Source organism: Chryseobacterium sp. HNCC26DJ240, from assembly GCF_057180485.1.
Map to the genome: position 1 here is coordinate 67,597 of NZ_JBXUGK010000003.1, position 14,054 is coordinate 81,650.

A 14,054-nucleotide genomic window follows, 5' to 3' on the forward strand; every position below is an offset into this window, starting at 1 on the left:
TGAGGCATAAAAAAACCTAACAGATTTTAAGTTTGTTAGGTTTTTTATTTTCATAAATCTGTGGAAGTTTAAATTAAAAATTAAGATTCTTTTTTATAGTAATCAGCAATATTTTTGATCTCATCCAAACTGAGATTCCACATAAAATTCAAAAATTGCTGGTAGCTTTCACTTTGATTTTTCGGGTCTACCCTGTCCAAATACCTGTTTAAATTATAATTTTTCCGGGCTTCATAAATTTTTGAAAAACATTTTCCGAGCCAACCTTTGTAATATTTCTCTTCCTCACCATCCTGCAGAAACTGCAGACTTGTGTAAATTCCCACACCGTAATCTTCGGAATAGTAAAAATTGGGCAAGGTTTCCATTCTGGCAATTTTCTCGATTTTGGCGTAAGATTCTGATGCTTTACCATCTTTCTCCTCGGTTTTCAATTCAGGGAAAAACTTTTTCAGGTTTTCTATTCTTAATGAAATTTCCGGATGCGAACGTATAGAATCTTTATCGAGCTTTTGTTTGTAATGATTGTAGTTATAAAGCGAGAAATCTTCTTTTTTAAGCCAGTTTTCTTTAAAATCCTGATTGGGAAGACTGAAATATTTCTTATAAGTCTCAATCTTTAAAGTTCTTGGCGAAATCGTATCAAAATCTTCCAATCTTTTTAAAGTATTGATAAATTCCGCCGGTTTGAAATTGCTTTTCTTAAAAATAGCGTATCCCAAAGAATCAGCCTGCATTTCCTGCTTTCTGTTCTCAACTCCTTCTTTATAAACTCTGTTTTTCAGTACGTCAAAAGCACGTTTATTTCGGTTTTCTTTGTTGGATTTAATATTTTGAACCACCAGTCTGTCGGTTTGATTCTGATCTATTAAACTAATAAAAGCCTTCAAAGTATGATCTGCAATTTTGTGCCCCAACTCGTGTGCAATGACCGCTGCCAACTGATCATCATTATTCAGCCAATTGAAAAGCCCCATGTTGATCACAAAAGTGCCGTCCGCAAAACAGTAGGCATTAGGTGTATTGTCTCGGGCAATCAGAATTTTTAAATTTTGCGGAATTTTATTATCGTTTTTTCGTAAACCATCAATAAGACTGTTTACTTTTTCATCAAATACAGAATTGAAAACAAAATTTTTGTCTTTTACTTTTTCAGTAAAATCTTTTTCAAAACCTTTATAAATTTTTGCCAGTTCATTACCCTTTTTACCGGGAAAATTGGTTTTATTTTTCTTGATCAGATTTTCGGTATTCAGAGAAAATGTTTTGATAAATTCTTTTCTTTGAACATAATCTGAGGTGTCGATTGGTTTATACGTTTGCCCAAAACCTATTATAACGCAAAATAAAGGCAGTAGGAACATCAGTTTTTTAATCATAAAATCATCACATATTCACAAAAATAAATCATTTTGTATCAATATTTCAAATTTAGTTTAAATTTGTTTCAAGATCATTTTTTATGGCAATTCTCATTTATTTCATCGTATTTCTCGTTTTCCTTACTGCTCTTGTCTACATTTTAGATTACAGCTATCTTATCAACGGAATTTCCAAAACATATTTTAAAGGAAAATCCAGCGCTCACATTGATGATGGTAAATTTTTCAGCAAAAACGTCATCGAAACGAAAACTCCAAAACCTTGGGAGAAGGCTGACAATTACAACAAAACAGATTTACCGAAAAATATAGTTGATGATTTAAATCTAGGTAACACCGCTTCATTTTTAGTGATTAAAGATGGAAAACTGTTACACGAACAATATTGGAACAGTTATAACAAAAATTCATTGACTAACTCTTTTTCGATGGCGAAAGCAGTAACGGTGATGCTTTTTGGAAAGGCTTTGGAGGAAGGAAAAATTAAAGATATCAATGATAAATTTTCTGATTATTTTGACGAATTCAAAACCAAACCATCTGCAGAAAATCTGACTTTAAAAAATCTGGCTCAGATGGAATCCGGCTTGGATTGGGATGAAGATTATAAAAATCCTTTCCGGCCAAATGCAAAGGCTTACTATGGAAAGAGTCTCATCAATGCTACCTTTAAAAGAAGATTTAAAGAAAAATCAGGAGAGAGATTTGAGTATCAAAGTGGCTCGACTCAGCTTTTGGGTTTTGCGATTAAAAAAGCAGTTAATCAAACACTGGCAAGTTATTTATCAGAAAAATTCTGGATTCCGCTCGGTATGGAACAAGATGCGATTTGGAGCACCGATCAAAGCGGAATGGAAAAGACTTATTGCTGCATCCACGCCACTTCCAGAGATTTTGCGAAACTCGGACAGTTGTTTTTAAATGACGGCGAATTTGACGGTCAACAGTTATTGAATCTTGATTTCATCAATGAAATGAAAAATCCGACAAAAAAATCAAGCGAAATTTACGGAATGGGCTTTTGGATCAACCACGACAATCCTATTAAGCATTATTATTTCCTAGGACTTCAGGGACAGTATATCATTATGATTCCTGAACATAAAATGGTTATTGTGAGAACGGGTAGTTATAACAATTTGCCTAAAACAGATCGTGGAAGACCGGATCAGGTGAGGTTTTTAGTGAATGAAACGGTGAAGCATTTTGCTTAAGGTTGAGGCTGAGGTTGATGCTTAGGGACACAGATTAATTTAGATTTATATGAAACTTAAAAGCTAAAACATTTTATTGTTTCAAATTCTTTTAAACAGAAAATTATGGAAAAATACAACCCGAAAGTTGATGAATACATTGAGAAAGCTCCGGAGTTTGCACAACCGATTTTAAATCTCATTCGGGAAGTTGTTCATGAATGTTATCCTGAAATCGAAGAAGCAATCAAATGGAAGTTCCCGACTTTTATGTACAAAGGAAAAATTCTCTGCTCAATGGTTTCATTCAAACAATATTGCAGCATGGGGTTTTGGCTTCATGGTGAAATGCAGACCATAAAAAACCTCGAAACCAACGTTGAAAAAACAAACATGTTCAGTCTCGGGAAGATTACCAAAATGGATGAACTTCCGAAAAGACCTCAACTCAAAAAAATCATCCTGGAAGCCATGGAACTGACGGATATGGGCGTTAAGCTAAAGAAATCAGCGCCTTCAAAAACCGAAATTGAAGTTCCTGACTATTTTCAAAAGGCTTTAAATCAAAATAAAAAGGCTTTGCAAATTTTTGAAAAGGCATCACCTTCTTTCAGAAAAGAATACGTCAATTGGATTGTTGATGCCAAAACTGAAACCACGAGAAATAAAAGAATTGAGCAGGCTTTGGAATGGATTGCCGAGGGAAAAGGGAGGAATTGGAAGTATGAGAAGAAATAAAGATGGAAGCGGGAAGATGGGAGATGGAAGTTTCATGCTGCGAAAATAGATAGCACTCCTCCGGAGTGCCTTTTTGCACGTTATAATCCTCTACACAGATGTTGCTCCGCTGGAGCATTTATTGATTTTGGTTATTTCTGATTAAAAATCCTTCACAAAAAAAGCTTCCAAAAAATTCGGAAGCTCAGTTTATATTCGAACGAAAATTTTAATAATTATCTTCTTCTCCTTTCATTTTTTCAGCGTTTTCTGCCATAATTACGGCGTCGATCATTTCAGAAATATCGCCATTCATATAGGCATCGAGGTTGTACATCGATTTACCGATTCTGTGATCTGTAACTCTTCCCTGAGGATAGTTGTACGTTTTAATTTTTGCAGAACGGTCACCTGTAGAAACCATTGATTTACGTTGTGCAGCAATATCTCCAACAGATTTCTGAACTTCAATATCATACAATTTGGTACGAAGCATTTCCATCGCCAATTCTCTGTTGGCCAGCTGAGAACGCGCCTGCTGACAAACCACCACCATTCCGGAAGGTTTGTGCGTCAACTGAACTTTAGTTTCAACCTTGTTTACGTTTTGTCCACCTGCACCACCTGAACGTGAAGTCTGCATTTCGATGTCGGCAGGATTTAATTCAAAATCAATTTCTTCAGCTTCAGGTAAAACCGCAACTGTAATTGCAGATGTATGAACTCTGCCCTGAGATTCTGTTTCGGGAACACGCTGTACACGGTGAACGCCGGATTCAAATTTCATGATTCCATAAACCCCATCGCCTTCGATCTTAAGGATCAATTCCTTATAACCTTTTGCCGCTTCACTGGAGTCTGTGATCTCGTGCTTCCATCCTTTGGTTTTAAAAAACATGGTATAAGCTCTGTAAACATCTTCCACGAAAATCGCAGCTTCATCGCCCCCGGTTCCGGCACGAAGTTCCACAATAACGTTTTTGTCGTCGGTAGGATCTTTAGGAATTAAAAGGACTTTCAATTCTTCTTCCAAACCTGGAAGTTTTTGCTGAGCTTCTACTTTTTCTTCTTTAGCCATATCAACAAGGTCTCTGTCTGAACCATCTGCAATGATTTCTTCAGATTCTGCGATATTGTCTAAAGCATTTTTATATTGGTTGTAAACGTGTACTATTTTTCCTAAATCGCTGTATTCTTTGTTTAAAGAAGAATATTTTTTCTGATCCGAAATTACGTCTGGCTGTATAATAAGGTCTGCCACCTCATTATATCTCTGTTTTATCGCTTCTAATTTTGGAATTAATGACTTAGACATATTAAAAATTTAGTTTGCAAAGATACGGAATTGACAATGAAGAACAAAAGCCCATTTTGAATGAGCTTAAAGTTTGTTGCTAACCACAAAAGTCACAAAAGATTTAGGGAATTTTTTTTTATTCATTAAAGTTCAAAAAAGAAATATGCATTTACTCTTAAATGTTATTTTTTAAAAAGCCCTGCCAGCGTTTGAAATGCTGGCAGGGCTGATATTGTCAAAATTCTAGGTTTTAAAATTAGTTCACAATCATTTTTTCAATAGAAACTCCGGTGTCTGATTTTAAATGAACCAGATAAGTTCCTGAAGGATAATTGGTGTTAATTTCCAAAGTTCCGTTTTCAGTTTTAAGCTTATAAGAATCCATTTTTTTACCTGTCAGGTCGTAGATTGTGATTTCTCCGTTTTTAACTTTATGATAAATCAGTTTTGCTACCTTATTTTTCACAGGATTATCTGCAATCTGAAGCGAAAGTCTGTTTTCTAAATTCTGCTCAGACGTTGACAAAGTTCCCGCTGCACTTCCGTATATTCTAAATTCACCCGGTTCCAGGCTGATTGGAGTTGTAGTGGATGCCACAGTGTATGTAGAGTTATCCATCAAATTCTGCCACTGTCCGATGTATGGAAAGTAAGGAACTATATTTCTCGTTGTAAGTCCGTAATTTGCCAGCACAACAACATTTTTCATTCCGGTAACGGTGTTATCCTGAAGATAAATTCTTGTAACCAAACCATCGACATCATTCGTTAAATTGTTTGATTCTACGGTGTATGTTTTTGTTTTAAACACAGGATGAATATTTCTTAAATTAATAATCTGCGACCATGTATTGTAAATAGAATTTCTGTTCGGATTGATGTCATAACCCAAAGTGAAGGCTACAGGTTTTTCGTCAGTACGGCAGGCGTTGTTAATGCTTCCGTCCGGACATCTGTTGATGCTGAATTCATAGCCCAGCTCCCCAAACTGCCAGATCATTTTCGGTCCCGGAATGGTAAAAAATGTAGCTCCAAAGGTTTTCATTCTGTTTAAAGCCGTATTTAAAGTAGTCACATTATAGCCACCGCTGTTAGCACCATAAGCAAGATTTTTAAACATTAATCTTTCCTCGTCATGACTTTCACCAAAACCTACAGTGTAATTGTTGGTAAAACCGTGCGACTCGTGATCCATACGGTCAAAACTGCTGTTGTCTTTGTAGCCCATCGTGTTTTGGTTGTATGGGCCATTTTGGTTATTCCAAAGCATTACACCTTTTCCTTCTGCCACTCTGTAGTTTGCCCACTGCTGCTCTTCGGCATCGGTTCCAAGGTGCTCGAAAATCATGTATGAATTGGGATCGATAGCCCACTGTTTGTCTGCATAATATTTCAGAACATCTACTCTGTCCTGTTGATAAGCATTGGTACAGGTTTCATCGTTTTCAGTACAGTTTTGGGTAAAACCTTTGGTTAAATCCCAACGGAAACCGTCAACTTTATACTCTGTAAGCCACTGCTGAAGACATCTTTCAACATAATATCTTGTTGCAGCTGTGCTGTGATTGAAATCATTAAAAACATTGTAGGAATGTTTCGGAACCGTATTAAAATAAGGATTATTGGCAGCGATATCACCATAACCGTCACCATCCGGATCTACATTCCAAAGTCTCGCCAGCGGATTTCTTCCTGTTGCGTGGTTGAAGGCAACATCAAGAATTACAGCAATTCCCTGCTGGTGACAAAGGTCTACAAATTCCTTAAATTTCGCCGGAGTTCCGTACGCTTTATCAATTGCATAATGAAATGACGTGTTATAACCCCACGATATATTTCCTTCAAATTCCATGATGGGCATAAGCTCGATGGCATTAACATTTAAATTTTTTAAATATGAAATTTTGTTGATCAGTGACTGCCAGTTTTTCTCTGCCGTGAAGTCTCTCAAAAGCAATTCGTAAATGACAAGATTTTCTTTATTCGGTCTTGTGAAATTGGTTACCTGCCACGGATAAGCTGCTTCACCAGTTTTAAACATAGAAACCTCAAAACCCTGTCCTGCAGGAAAAGCAGGTAAATTAGGATAGGTTGTTGCTGAAATATACTGATCGTCATATGACGAAAGAATCTGAGGAGAAAACGGATCTGCCACTTTCTTTAAATCATTAGTTCTGTACTGGAAAGTGTAAAGCTGCTGAGGTGTTAAACCTGAAAGCTCAATCCAGTATAAATCCGGATTTGTGGTGTCACGTTTCATTAAATAAGTATCGTTGACTGCCCAACTGTTAAAACTTCCGATCACATGAACGAAGTTCTTAAACGGAGCATATAAGGCCAGTCCTGCTTTTGTCTGGTCTGTTGGGTGATAACTAATTCCCTGCTTCATCCATGTTGGAATTGCCTGCGAAACTACATTTCTTGGAGTCTGAAGAACGAAAGTTCTGTTTTTTATCGTGTTGTTGGCATCTGTTGCAATCAGTTCCATATCAGCATCGGCAACCATCGTGTAATTGTACGAATATGAGGTTGAAGCTGTAGAAGTAGAATTCACAACAGTTCCGTTGGCTTTTAGATGATAAGTTGCCGGTGTGGTGGCAGTCGCGGAAATATTGATTGAACTTCCTGCAGCGACAGTTGTGATGCTGTTGGCTGCAGGATTGGTCATATTTAAAGTTAATGTTCCAACGTTCACAAATATATCTGGTGAAGTTTGGTTACTTCCTGTTTTTGTCTTTAAAAGAAAACCAATTCTTCCGATATTGGTTCTGTTGTAAAAAACTGTTGGCGTAAAAGTTAATGAGTAAGTGTCTGTTCCAGCATTATAAGCCAATCGGTTTGTTTCATTTGAACTTCCCCAAGTTCCGTTAGTCGGACAGTCCTGACTGTTGGCATAGTTCTGATCTAATGACCAAGTCCAGATGTAAATTGCATTATTCGTAACGCCCCATGCCGTTTCATCAATCTGATTTCCGGGAACTGTAAGCGAAATTTGCTGTGTTTCGTTAAAAGGATTGGGAGAAATGGTGTAAGAAATCTGCCCAAAAAAATTAGCGATAATCAGTAGAAAAAAGGATATCATTATCTTTTTCATAAAGTTCTATTTTTAGCGAATCTACAATAAAAAATGCAACGAAAATTATGATTAGATATCAAATTCTCATTTAGAGAAAATAAAAAAGCCCATCCGAAGATGAGCTTTGTGTAAAAATTAATGATTAAAACAGTGACTGGTGTTTATTATAAAATTTGTGTTTAGTTTTTAATGATTTTTTTTGAAACTTTCTGCCCGTTTTTAAACTGAACTTCTACGATGTAAATCCCTTGTGCAAAAGAAGTCATATCAATTTGATTGTTTTTCAATTCAACCGGCATTCTTTGCCCCACAAGACTCATTAAAGATACATTCTGAACCTGTGAATCTGTTTTGATATTTAAAATTCCGTTGGTTGGATTAGGATAAATTCCAAATGAAATATTTTTTGAAATATCTGAAACACTTAAAGCCGAATTGGTAGGTTTTATACATCTTACCGAAGCTCCCTGTCCTCTTGGTGATCCTGCTGATGGATTTCCGATGGTGTTTCCAACATAAAGATATTTCGCTCCTAAACCTGTAGGGGTAGAACTCCAGAAATACCCTCTCTGACCAACAAATTCAAATGATCCATCTGTGAAAGATCTGTTTCCGCCTGCGGGAAGTTTGAGTTTACTTTCATAAGCCGTTGCTGGATTATTGATTCCTTCAGCGTTTTTAGCAGCAGTCCAGTCGGCTTGTGAAGGCATTTGCCAGTCTGGACCGATTGCTTTACATGGATCAGCCCCATTGACAGCACTTACGGAATTCGGTGTTGTTGTCCATTGATCGTTGAGATCATTTCCGCCCCACCATGAACCGAGAATAAAAGATGAAAAATTATTCAATCCATCAGGAGAATTGGGTGAAGGAACATTGGCTGTTGCTGAATTTCTGGTCTGATGGCCATCATCCCATCTTCCCCACTGGAAAAGATCACCGTACGAATCAGCATCAGAAACTGAAGTCGCCACCTGCGAACTTCCCAAGTTCTGCTGAAGCCAGATTTTACCGTCTGCACCTCTTACAGTTGTATAAGCTACGGATTGACCTTTGTAATTAAATGTTACGCAACCTAAATCTCCTACATTAGCTCCTGGATCTGTATTGTTGCATGAATTGTTTGATGATGTTGATGGAATTGTAATCCGCTTCACTTTTGTATTGCCTTCCGAATACGCCAAAACGAGATAATTATTCGCATTGTCAACGGCCAGATCATTGTAAGTTGCCTCACCATCAGAGATAAAATCCCCTCCGAAAGTTGACCACGTATTTGTCGCTGTATTTAATTGATAGACTGTATTTTTCAAAAAGTTATCATTTTCCCAACGGCTTGCCACAACATAAGGTTTCCCTGCTGAAGTTACCGCCAAAGCAACGTGCTGTACTCCTCCCGCAGAAAAATAAGCGTTTCCGACCTGTTCCCATGATGTTCCATTAAATTTTTTAACATTAACTTTTCTGGAATTTGATGAGTTTGAAACATAAGCAACATACAGATTATTATTGGCATCAATTGCGATATCAGAAGTATACTGCTCTCCTGATGAAGCAGCATCGACAATGCTTCCGCCAACTAAACTCCAGTTGTCTGATGATGTTGCAGTAGTTGAGTTTTCGTAAACCCGTACTCCACTTGCCACATTGGCTGTATAGACTTTATTGTTGGTTCCGATTACCATTTCCGCAAAAGCCGCGCCGCTGGAAAAACCAGCATTTCCTACCTGTTCCCATGCTCCGTTCACCAACCTTTTTACCGTTCCTGAACCTAGCGTGCTGTAAGTGAACAAAATTCCTGAAGGAGCAACCGCCGAAGCATGATAGTTTATTGTAGAAGTCGCTGCACTCGCCAGTTGTGTCCATGAAGTTCCGTTAAAATGACGGACTTCCAGACCGCTTCCCTGATTGGTGTAATAAAGATCCGTTCCTGCTGCGTTGATTGAGAGTGAGTTGTAGGTTGCAAAACTGTTGGTAATTCCTGCGCTTCCACCAACGTAAGACCATAAAGTTCCGTTAAATTTCTGAACAGATCCTTTCTGAACCGAAACATCGTAATAGGAAAGATAATAATTACCCGCATTATCAACTACCAAATTATTAAAACTGCTTCCACCCGCAGAAACATTGGGAGATGAACCTACATTTTGCCATTGCTGGGCTTTGACAAAACTATTTCCTGCAATCGATAGCACCAAAGCGGTAAAGCTCATTTTTGCTACCGACGAATATAAACTTCCAAACATAACAACCTTATTTTTATTTATTCTAAATTGACTTAATTTTTCTGCAAATTTAGATTTTGTAAATAAAAAAGACTTATCATTTCCGAAGTTTATGTTATCATACCCTGAAAATATTTTGTTTTAAATTTAAATGATTAAGAATCAGAAATTTAATCTTTTTCTTCGAAAGTAATGTTCTTTGAAATTTTGTATTTTCTTTTCTTTTTGTCCGGTTTTCTGTCTTCACCCAGAAGTTTTCCCCACGCCTGAAGGCCTTCCACTCTTTCAAAAATAATTTTTATAATCGCAATCGCCGGAATACAGAGCAACATTCCAGAAATTCCCCAAAGATGTTCTCCGATAATAATTCCGATGAAGGAAAAGAGTGCATTAATTTTGACTTTTGACCCAACTACAAACGGAAGTACAATATTGCCGTCTATCGCATGAATAATAATGTAGCCAATTGCGGTGTAGACACAGTCTGAAACTGTACCCGTAGCAAATGCGATAAAGCATGAAATTAAAAGAGAGATGCAGATTCCGATGTATGGGATTACATTTAGAAGTCCTGTAAGTACTCCGAGAAGGATTGCGTATTTTACCCCTAGAATGCTGAGCAAAGTTGTTGTGAGCACAGATACAATTATGATCTGAATAAACAACCCAATGATATACTGCTTGGTCATCACTCTTACTTCCAAAACTGCATCCATCACACTGCTCTGGTGCTTTTCATTAAAAACACTGATGATAAAACGGTTTAATAGTCTTCTATAATTCAATATAAAAATGAAAAACAGGATAAAGAAAGCTAAAAAGCCAAGTCCGCTGGAGAAAATTCCGAATGTAAAGCCTAAAATCAGTCCTGATGACGACAGTATTTTGCCCACACCCTGATCGATATAATCGAACTGCTCCTTGATTTTCACATGAAAAGTTCTTGAAACCCACTGCTGCAAATCTTCGAAAACATTAGTAAACTGAGCCCTCAACTTGGGAATATCATTGGTAAAGCCTGCAATCTGAGTCGAAAAAAAATAAATGAGCCCCGCCAAAAAAATCATCAGTAAAAAAACCGACGCTAAGGTGGAAAACGACCTTGGAAACCTCAGCCTTCTTTCCAGAAAAGTGGCAAACGGTAAAAAAAGCATCGCCATGAGGAATGCCAGAAAAAACGGAGCCAGAATGCTCTGCCCAAGACAGATGAGATAGCCAATTCCGATGATTGAAATGACTGCAAGTGCAAGTTTCTGCAGAAAAGGAAGTCGAAGTAGATTCATTTGGAAAGTTGTGTTTAAAATAAGGGAACACGCTGAGGCATAAACAAAAAACACGCCTTTCAGCGTGCCTGATGTAATTTATATTCTGTTTTTAATTTTAAAGCCAAATCTCAACTGCCTGCGTTTTGCGTAAGGGATAGAAGCGGCATCCTTTTGTGAGGAGGAACGACGAGCAAAAGATATAGCGGATAGCCCGACCCGCTTGCATGTTGCGTTGGGGAACGCTGGCAGGGTTTAGAACCCTGCCAGCGTTGAGCGTTGACCATGCAAAGGGATACGTCCAAAATTTTGTTAAAAAAACTTTGGCTACTTTTCCAATGCAATATCAATGACCTCTTCCATTCTGGTAACGTAATGCACTTTCATGTTTTTGATGTAATCCTGTTTTATTTCGTTCACATCTTTGCGGTTGGCTTCACAGAGAATCACTTCTTTGATTCCGGCTCTAGTTGCTGCGAGAAGTTTTTCTTTAATACCACCCACAGGAAGCACTTTTCCACGAAGTGTAATTTCTCCGGTCATCGCAAGATGAGGTCGCAGTTTTTTGTTGGTAAACGAAGAAATCATCGACGAAAGCATTGCAATACCCGCAGACGGTCCGTCTTTCGGTGTAGCACCTTCCGGAACGTGTACGTGAACGTTTTTCTTTTCGATTAAATCTTCATCAATTCCCAGTTCTTCATGTTTTGCTTTGATATACTCCAGAGCGATGGTTGCAGATTCTTTCATTACCGTCCCCAGATTTCCGGTCATGGTCAAAGTTCCTTTACCGTTGCTGAGAATACTTTCAATGAAAAGAATGTCTCCACCTACGCTCGTCCATGCCAAACCGGTTACAACTCCCGGCGAATCTGTGATTTCTGAAATATTTTTAGGTCTTGGAACACCCAGAATTTCATCCACTTTGTCAATGGAAATTTTGGAGTCATATTCTTTCACAAGAGCAGTCTGCAAGGCAACCCAACGGGCAATTCCGGCAATTCTTTTTTCTAAAGAACGCACACCGCTTTCGGACGTATGCGCTTCTACGATATGTTTCAGTTCGGCATTTCCGAGTTTGAATGATTTTCCATCCAATCCGTTTTCGTCCTGTTGTTTTTTAATTAAATGTCTTTTGGCGATCTCAATTTTTTCCTCTAAAGTATAGCCTGCAATCTGAATGATTTCTGTTCTGTCTAAAAGCGGCGTCTGAATGGTTGACAGTGAATTTGCCGTTGCGATAAACATCACTTTAGACAAATCATAACCCAACTCAAGGAAATTGTCGTAGAAAGAATTATTCTGTTCTGGGTCTAAAACTTCAAGCAAGGCCGAGCTCGGATCACCGTGCTGACCTTGTGCAATTTTATCCATTTCATCCAAAACGATCACCGGATTTGAAGTTCCCGCCTTTTTGATAGACTGAAGAATTCTCCCAGCCATCGCACCGATGTAGGTTTTTCTGTGACCTCTGATTTCGCTCTCATCGTGAAGTCCGCCCAGAGAAAGGCGTACATATTTTCTGCCTAAAGCATCTGCAATTGACTTCCCTAACGAAGTTTTACCAACTCCCGGAGGGCCGACTAACAAAAGAATCGGCGATTTCATATTGTTTTTAAGTTTCAGAACCGCCATGTGTTCTAAAATTCTTTTCTTAATATCTTCAAGACCGAAGTGGGCTTTATCTAAAATTTTCTCAGCTTTTGCGATATCGAAAACGTCTTTGGTATAGCTTTCCCACGGAAGTTCTACGAAAAAATCAAGATAATTTCTCTGAACATTATAGTCGGGAGAGTTTGGATTCTGTCTTTGAAGCCTTGAAATTTCTTTCTGGAAATGCTCCTCAACTTCAGGACTCCACTTTTTGTCGTTTGCCTTTTTTAAAAGTTCTTCAACATCACTTTCAGGCCCGCCGCCCAACTCATCCTGAATGGTTCTGATCTGCTGATTCAGAAAATATTCTCTCTGTTGTTTATCCAGATCTTTCGAAGTTTTCTGATGAATCTGATTTCTGAGCTCCAGCTTTCTGAAGTCTTCATGCATCATCTCGTAGCACTTTTTTGCACGTTCCAACATGCTTTTCTCCTCCAGAAGTTTCTGTTTTTCTTCAGACCTGAAACTTGCATTGGTACATACAAAATTCAGAAGATCTTCATTGTTGCTGATGTTTTTTATTGCAAAATTAGCCGCGTTGGGAATATTCGGATCCAGCTCAATAATTTTAAGGGCTAAGTCTTTAATATTTTCAAGTAAAGCCTCATACTCTTCTTTATTTTTAGGTTTTGAATCCTTTAATTTGGTAACTTCAGCTTTAAAATAAGGCTGAGATTCCACAAAATTTTTAATTTTAAACCTGTGGAAACCTTTTGTGATTGCTGTGATATTACCTTCAGGAAGCTTGATAATTTTAATAATCTTCGCTAAAGTTCCCGTTGTGTAAAGATCTTTTTCTACAGGCTGCTCAATATCTGAATGTTTTTGACTTAAAATCCCAATCAGCTCGCCATTTTTCTGAGCTTCTTCTAAAAGTTGAATAGAGTTTTTTCTACCCGCAGTAATCGGAATAACCACCTGCGGAAACATTACCATATTTCTAACAGGAAGAATAGGAAAGACCTTCTGTTCTGCATTTTTTTCTGTTTCGGAAAAGTCTGAAACATTGATTCCTTCAGTTACAATATCGAAACTTCCACCTAAGATTTCGTCAAAATCTATTTCTTCAAATTCTGTCATAGTATTTTCAATGACAATTTGTCATTATAATTTATTTGTTAATCACAGGAATCTGAGAAAAGCTTTTGTCAGAAGCCTTGAGATTCCGGAAAATATAAATTGTCAATTGATATGCCATTTGATTTTAATTGAAAAATGTGGTCAAAATTTCCTTTTTAGATAAAATTAA

The 14,054-nt window shown here is 37.6% G+C and carries 8 protein-coding genes; 2 read left to right on the top strand and 6 right to left on the bottom strand.

Annotation, left to right across the window (positions count from 1 at the left end; translation table 11 throughout):
• Nucleotides 1-80: 80 nt before the first annotated feature.
• The gene (locus AC2A1G_RS06375) at nucleotides 81-1,379 is read right to left on the bottom strand and encodes a M48 family metallopeptidase (protein WP_484046098.1); all 1,299 of its coding nucleotides are present in this window, start codon (nucleotides 1,377-1,379) and stop codon (nucleotides 81-83) included.
• Nucleotides 1,380-1,462: 83 nt separating this feature from the next.
• Here AC2A1G_RS06375 and AC2A1G_RS06380 point away from each other — a divergent pair, with 83 nt between their 5' ends.
• A complete protein-coding gene (locus tag AC2A1G_RS06380; RefSeq protein WP_484046099.1) occupies nucleotides 1,463-2,596 on the top strand; it encodes a serine hydrolase domain-containing protein in 1,134 nt (377 codons plus the stop codon).
• Between the two features lie 105 nt (nucleotides 2,597-2,701).
• Nucleotides 2,702-3,313 (top strand): YdeI/OmpD-associated family protein, encoded by a 612-nt coding sequence (locus tag AC2A1G_RS06385; RefSeq protein WP_484046100.1) that lies wholly within the window; start codon nucleotides 2,702-2,704, stop codon nucleotides 3,311-3,313.
• Nucleotides 3,314-3,521: 208 nt separating this feature from the next.
• Here the strand turns inward: AC2A1G_RS06385 and prfA are convergent, their stop codons facing one another.
• From prfA to lon, 5 genes are all read right to left on the bottom strand, one after another.
• Nucleotides 3,522-4,607: a peptide chain release factor 1 gene (gene prfA, locus AC2A1G_RS06390; RefSeq protein ID WP_262149853.1), complete on the bottom strand. Its 1,086-nt coding sequence runs from the start codon at nucleotides 4,605-4,607 to the stop codon at nucleotides 3,522-3,524.
• A 238-nt stretch (nucleotides 4,608-4,845) separates the two neighbouring features.
• The gene (locus tag AC2A1G_RS06395; protein WP_484046101.1) at nucleotides 4,846-7,683 is read right to left on the bottom strand and encodes an alpha-amylase family glycosyl hydrolase; all 2,838 of its coding nucleotides are present in this window, start codon (nucleotides 7,681-7,683) and stop codon (nucleotides 4,846-4,848) included.
• A 161-nt stretch (nucleotides 7,684-7,844) separates the two neighbouring features.
• Nucleotides 7,845-9,911, bottom strand: coding sequence for a T9SS type A sorting domain-containing protein (locus AC2A1G_RS06400; RefSeq protein ID WP_484046102.1), 2,067 nt, complete (start codon nucleotides 9,909-9,911; stop codon nucleotides 7,845-7,847).
• A 149-nt stretch (nucleotides 9,912-10,060) separates the two neighbouring features.
• Nucleotides 10,061-11,173 carry an AI-2E family transporter gene (locus AC2A1G_RS06405; protein WP_484046103.1) on the bottom strand — a complete coding sequence of 371 codons (1,113 nt, stop codon included), beginning with the start codon at nucleotides 11,171-11,173 and terminating at the stop codon, nucleotides 10,061-10,063.
• A gap of 306 nt (nucleotides 11,174-11,479) precedes the next feature.
• Nucleotides 11,480-13,885, bottom strand: coding sequence for an endopeptidase La (gene lon / locus AC2A1G_RS06410; RefSeq protein ID WP_484046104.1), 2,406 nt, complete (start codon nucleotides 13,883-13,885; stop codon nucleotides 11,480-11,482).
• Between the last annotated feature and the right edge of the window lie 169 nt (nucleotides 13,886-14,054).